This is a genomic window from Arthrobacter sp. TB 26, assembly GCF_000427315.1.
Lineage (GTDB): Bacteria > Actinomycetota > Actinomycetes > Actinomycetales > Micrococcaceae > Arthrobacter.
Window position 1 is genome coordinate 1 of sequence record NZ_AUPJ01000351.1, and the last position, 5,637, is coordinate 5,637.

The 5,637-nt window shown below is 69.2% G+C and carries 4 protein-coding genes and 1 pseudogene; all 5 read right to left on the reverse strand.

The window, feature by feature from the left end:
- Positions 1-209, reverse strand: a pseudogene (locus K789_RS0113510) (hypothetical protein); the annotation flags it as partial.
- Positions 206-1,909 (reverse strand): dipeptide ABC transporter ATP-binding protein, encoded by a 1,704-nt coding sequence (locus K789_RS0113515; RefSeq protein WP_024367210.1) that lies wholly within the window; start codon positions 1,907-1,909, stop codon positions 206-208. The gene K789_RS0113515 and the pseudogene K789_RS0113510, both read right to left, overlap by 4 nt.
- Positions 1,909-2,811 (reverse strand): ABC transporter permease, encoded by a 903-nt coding sequence (locus K789_RS0113520; protein WP_024367211.1) that lies wholly within the window; start codon positions 2,809-2,811, stop codon positions 1,909-1,911. Before K789_RS0113520 ends, K789_RS0113515 begins: the two co-directional genes overlap by 1 nt.
- Complete coding sequence (locus K789_RS0113525) at positions 2,808-3,884, reverse strand: ABC transporter permease (protein ID WP_024367212.1); 1,077 nt, start codon at positions 3,882-3,884, stop codon at positions 2,808-2,810. The genes K789_RS0113520 and K789_RS0113525 overlap by 4 nt, the downstream gene beginning before the upstream one ends.
- Positions 3,885-3,886: 2 nt before the next feature.
- A partial coding sequence (locus K789_RS0113530) for an ABC transporter substrate-binding protein (RefSeq protein WP_024367213.1) occupies positions 3,887-5,637 on the reverse strand: 1,751 nt, incomplete at its 5' end.

Genomic DNA, 5,637 nt, shown 5'->3' on the forward strand with positions numbered 1-5,637 from the left:
CGGGGGTGCGTGGCCCGGAGGTTTTTCCCGGGCACCGGCACGAGCCCCCACGATTCGAGCAGCGCCACGGACCGCTCCAGCATGGCCGGCACGGGCGGCCCCGAGCTCGCCACGAGCCCCACCCGGTCCCTGGGCCGCAGCGGTGCCAGAGCCGGGACGGCTGCAGGGACGGCGCCCGGGGCGGGGGACATGCCCACCGGTGCCGTCATGACCCGGCGCCGATCGCGACGCTGGCGTCGTCCTCCACCACGTTGTTGGTGGGCACCACGCTGAGCAGCTTCCGGGTGTACTCGTGCTGCGGGTTCAGCAGCACGTCTTCGACCCGGCCTTCCTCGACGATCCGGCCGTCGAACATCACCACGACCCGGTCGGCGATGTTCCAGGCCAGGCCGAGGTCGTGCGTGATGACCAGGGCGCCGAGGCCCAGCTCGCAGCGAAGACGCAGGAGCAGGGCAAGGATTTCGGCGCGCACGGAGGCGTCCAGGCTGGCCACGGGCTCGTCGGCGACCAGGAATTCCGGGTCCAGGGCGAGGGCACCGGCAATGACGACGCGCTGGCGCTGCCCGCCGGAGAGCTCCTGGGGGATGGCCGCGAGGAAGCGTTCCGGCGGGTTCAGTTCCGCTTTCCGCAGGGCAGCGGTGACGATCTCCCGCTCGTTGCCGGGCAGCTTGTGCAGCCGGGGACCCTCGGCGACGGCCTCGTAGACCGAGTGCTTCGGGTTCAGTGCCGCGGAGGGGTCCTGCAGCACGAACTGGACGCTGCGCCGGTAGTCCTTCAGGGCCTTCCGGTTGTGGGAGAGGGCCTTGCCCTCGAAGAGCACCTCGCCCGACGTCGGCCGCTGCAGGGCCAGCATGGTGCGGGCCAGGGTGGTCTTGCCGGAGCCGGACTGCCCCACGAGCGCCACGATTTCGCCGCGGCCGCACGTGAGGTTCACCGAGTCCACGGCCTTGACGTTGCCGCCGCGGCCGGCGAAAGTCACCGACAGGTTCCGGGCCTCGAGCACAACGTCCGCCGGGTCCGGGGCCGTAAACGTGCCGGCCTTTTCCTGGGCTGTCGCGCCGGGCGCGTCCGGTGCGGTGTAGCCGGGCAGCCGGAGCCGGGATGCCGGGTCGCCGATCAGCGGGAACGCGGCGGCGAGGGCCTGGGTGTGCGGGTGCTGCGGGGTGCGCATGACGTCCGCCGAGGGTCCGTCCTCCACGATTTTGCCCTGCTGCATCACGACGATCCGCTCGCACGTGGCGGCGAGGACGGAGAGGTCATGGCTGATCATGATGAGGGACAGCCCGCGGGAGGCCACCAGGGCGGTGAGGACGTTGAGCACCTGGGCCTGCACGATGACGTCCAGGGCGGTGGTGGGTTCGTCGGCGATGATGAGTTCGGGGTCGCAGGCCAGGGCCATGGCGATCATGACGCGCTGTTTCTGTCCGCCGGAGAGTTCGTGCGGGTAGGAGGCGCCCTTGGCCGGGGAGAGGTCCACGAGTTCCAGCAGCTCGGCAACGCGGGCGTCCCGCGCGGCGTCGTCCTTGTAGGGGAGCGCTTTGGCGTGGATGCGGAGGGCTTCGGCGATCTGCTCCCGGACCTTGCGGACCGGATTGAGGGAGTGCATTGCACCCTGGAACACGATGGAGGCCTCGGTCCAGCGGACGGTGCGGAGCCGGCCCCAGCTCAGGTCCGGGACGTTCTCCCCGCCGAGCAGGATGCTGCCTTCAACCTTGGCGTTGGCGGGCAGCAGCCGGAGCACGGACATGGCCAGGGTGGATTTGCCGCAGCCGGATTCCCCGGCCAGGCCCAGGGTTGAGCCGGGCTCGACGACGAGGTTGACGCCGTCGACTGCTGTCAGTGTGCGGGGGCCGTCCTCGCCCTGGGTGGCGTAGGTGACGCGGAGGTCCTTGAATTCAAGACGCGGCATTAGCGGCCTCTCAGGGTGGGGTTGATAACTGACTCGAAGGCGCGGCCCACCAGGGTGAAGCACAGCACGACGAGGACGATGGCGATGCCCGGGGTCAGCACGAACCACCAGTAGCCGCCGGTCGCGGCGCCGGTGTCCAGGGCGGCCTTCAGCATGGAGCCCCAGGAGATCTGCCCGGGGTCTCCCATGCCGAGGAAGGACAGGGTGGATTCGGCGATGATGGCCGAGCCGACGGTGAGGGTGGTGTTGGCCAGGACCAGCGGCATCACGGCGGGCAGCACGTGCTTGCCGATGACGTGCGCGTCCGAGGCGCCGAGCGCCCAGCTGCGTTCGATGTAGGCGCGGGACTCCACACTGAGCGTCTGGGAGCGGACCAGGCGGGCGGTGCCGGCCCAGGAGGTGATGCCGATGGCGATCACGATCGTGGCGACGCCGGGACCGATCACCGAGGACAGCACAATCGCCAGGACCAGGCTGGGGACCACCAGGAAGAAGTCGATGACGCGCATCAGCACGCCCTGGGTGACGCCGGTGAAGTGCCCGGCCGCCATGCCCACCACGGTGCCGATCAGCATGGACACTGCGGTGGCGGCGAAGCCCACCAGCAGCGAGATCCGGGCACCCCAGACCAGCATCGCCAGGATGGACCGGCCGGCGGGGTCGGTGCCCAGCGGGTTCGCCCAGGTGGGCGGCTCGTTCTGGGCCGAGGTGATCCGGGTGACGTTGAGTGTTTCCTCCGGCGCCAGCACGGGGGCGAGGAAGGCCAGCAGGATGACGGCGCCGAGCAGGACCAGCCCGATCAGCCCGGCGCGGTTGGCGGCGAACTCCGCCCACACCTCGCGGAGGCGCTGGACCCGGCGGGCGGTGGCCACACTGCGCCGGCTGGTCGTGAGAGTACTCATGAGGCACGCAGCCGGGGGTCGAGGAGGCGGTAGACGATGTCGGCGAAGAAATTCATGATGATCACAATCGAGGAGAAGACAACAAAGGTTCCCTGCAGCAGCGGGAAGTCCGGGGCGGACAGGGCCTGGAACGTCAGGTAGCCCAGGCCCGGCCAGGAGAAGACCGTCTCCACCGTCACGGCCCCGCCGACCAGTCCGCCGAGGGTCAGGAAGATCAGCGTCACGGTGGGCAGCAGGGCGTTGGGGACGGCGTGCTTGCGCCGCACCTCGTCCTCCCGCAGGCCCTTGGCCCGCGCGGTGACGAGGTAGTCGGCGCTCATTTCCTCCAGCAGGGAGGCCCGCATCACCATGAGGTACTGGGCGTAGACGACGGCGACCATGGTCAGGACCGGCAGGACCATGTGGCGGGCCACGTCCCACGCGTACTCGAAGCCGGTGGCCTGGACGCCCGCGGTGACCATGCCGCCGGTCGGGAACCAGTGCAGCCCGCCGGCGAAGACCAGCAGCATCAGCAGGCCCAGCCAGAACGTGGGGACGGACCAGAAGACCAGGGCCAGGCCGGTCTGGGTCTTGTCGAAGCGGCTGCCGCGCCGCCACGCGGCCCGCTGCCCGAGCCAGAGGCCCAGGACGACGGACAGCGCGGCGGCGGTGCCGGTGAGCAGCAGGGTGGGGCCGATCCGGTCCAGGATCAGTTCCATCACCGGCCGGTTGTAGGTGTAGGAATCGCCCAGTTTGCCCTGGAACAGGTCCGTCAGGTAGCGCCAGAACTGCGCCGGGAGCGGCTGGTCCAGGCCGTACTGCCGGCGCAGGATGTCCATCTGCTCCGGCGTGACCTGCCGGCCGTCCGCCAGTGAGCGGACCGGGTCGCCCGGCAGGATACGGAAGGCGAAGAAGCCGAGGAGGACCACCATGACAAGGGACACCGCCGCGCCGCCGGCTTTCGCGCCGATGTAGCGCAGCCAGGAGCCCCCGCGGCGGGGTTCGTCGGTATCCTTTGCCGGGGCCCCGCCGGGAGGGGCAGCCGGGGCGGGCACTGCCCCTCCGATGACGGGTTCACTGAGCGTTGATTCCATTGTTACTCGCGGTCTCCTGCAGTCGCGCTGCGGCGGCGGTAGAGCACAAATCCGCCGGCCGCCAGGGCCAGGACCACGACGGCGGGCACGATCACCGTGGCCGGGTTGAAGCCGGCGGAGGCCTGGTCGGTGCCGGTGCCGGTGTTCATGCCGACGGGCGTGGCGCTGTAGTAGCCCCACGGACCGTTCTGGCCCGTGATGACGCCACCCTTCTCCGGCTGCGTGACGAACGGCTGGAACTTGTCCGACCGGTACGCCTCCAGCGTGTTGGCGTAGTACATGACGTTGTTGACGGCGGCGTTGTAGATCATTTCCTGGCCCTGCTTGACGAGGGCGCTGCGCTTGGCCTGGTCGAGTTCCTCGTGCTGGCTCTTGAAGAGCGCGTCGAACTCGGGGGAGCAGTAGTTGTTCTCCGACGTGGCGCCGGTGCCGTCAGCGTTCGGGCGGGACGCGCAGGTGTTGATGGAGAGCTGGAAGTCCGGGTCCGGTCCCATGCCCCAGCCGGTGAAGTAGAGGTCGTAGTTGCCGACCGTGGAGTCATCGTTGACCTGGGCGGAGGACTTCATCACGGTGGTGACGTCGATGCCGATTTCCTTCAGCCACGGCTTGACGTAGTCGGCCATCTGCTGGTGCGTGGGATCGGTGTTGCGGCCCATCAGGCGGAGCTTGAGCGGGTTCCCGGACTTGTCCAGGCGGATCCCGTCGGCGCCCTTGGTGTAGCCGGCCTTGTCCAGCAGCTCGTTGGCGCCCTGCGGGTTGTACTTCAGCGGCAGGTCCTTGGTGTCCCAGTTGTACTGCGGGTAGGCGAGCGGAACCTCGCCGGTGGCCTCCTGGCCGAGGCCCTGGAGGACTTTGTCGAGGAGGGTCTTGTTGTCGACCGCCATCACGATCGCGCGGCGCAGTTCGACGTCGTGCAGCGCGGGGCTGCCGTCGCCGATGGGGGTGTTGTCGGGGGTCTGCGTGCCGGGGTTGATGCCGATGGCCTGGTAGCGGCGGCCGGTGCCGGCGTTGGTGGTGATGCCGGGCTGGTTCTGCAGGGCCTTGTACTGGGCCGGGGTCAGGCCGCTGATGAGGTCCACCTCGCCGGTCTTGAGGGCCTGCACGGCGGCGTCGCTGTTCTTGTACGGCGCGTAGGTGATGCCGTCGATCTTGGCCTTGCCCTGCCAGTAGTAGGGGTTGGACTTCATCGTGACGCCGGCCGCCTTGTCGTAGCTGGCGACTGTGAACGGGCCGGAGCCCACCGCATCCTTGTCGTTGGTGAAGGTGGCCGGGTTCTCGACCTTGGACCAGACGTGCTCGGGCATGATCGGAAGCTGGGTTCCGGGGTTGGGGGCCTGCGGGGCCTTGAGCGTGATGACCAGGGTCTCGTCGTCCTTGGCTTCCACCGCGGCGACGGAGGACAGGAGCGAGCCGTTGGCCTGCTTGAGCTGGTCGTTCGTCTGGATGGCCTTGAAGGTCCAGGCGCCGTCCTTGGCCGTTATCGGCTGGCCGTCGGACCACTTGCGGTCCTTGGGCAGGTGGAAGGTCCAGACCTTGCCGTCGGTGGAGGTCTCCCACTTGTCCGCCATGCTGGGGATGTCCTCGTTGTTCTTCGGCCCGTAAGCCACCAGGGACTGGTACTGCAAGGCGAGGATGCCGGTGCTGCTGGCGAGGATCGCCTTGAAGGGGTTGAGCGAGTCGATGTCGCCGGTCAGGGCGAGCTTGAGGGTGGTGCCGCTTGCGGTAGCGTTGGACGCCGTCGCCGCCGGCGCCG

Excerpts from the sequence above, each read along its gene's own strand:
- K789_RS0113515 (WP_024367210.1), bottom strand. The coding sequence starts at position 1,909 with ATGCCGCGTCTTGAATTCAAGGACCTCCGCGTCACCTACGCCACCCAG.
- K789_RS0113520 (WP_024367211.1), bottom strand. The coding sequence starts at position 2,811 with ATGAGTACTCTCACGACCAGCCGGCGCAGTGTGGCCACCGCCCGCCGG.
- K789_RS0113525 (WP_024367212.1), bottom strand. The coding sequence starts at position 3,884 with ATGGAATCAACGCTCAGTGAACCCGTCATCGGAGGGGCAGTGCCCGCC.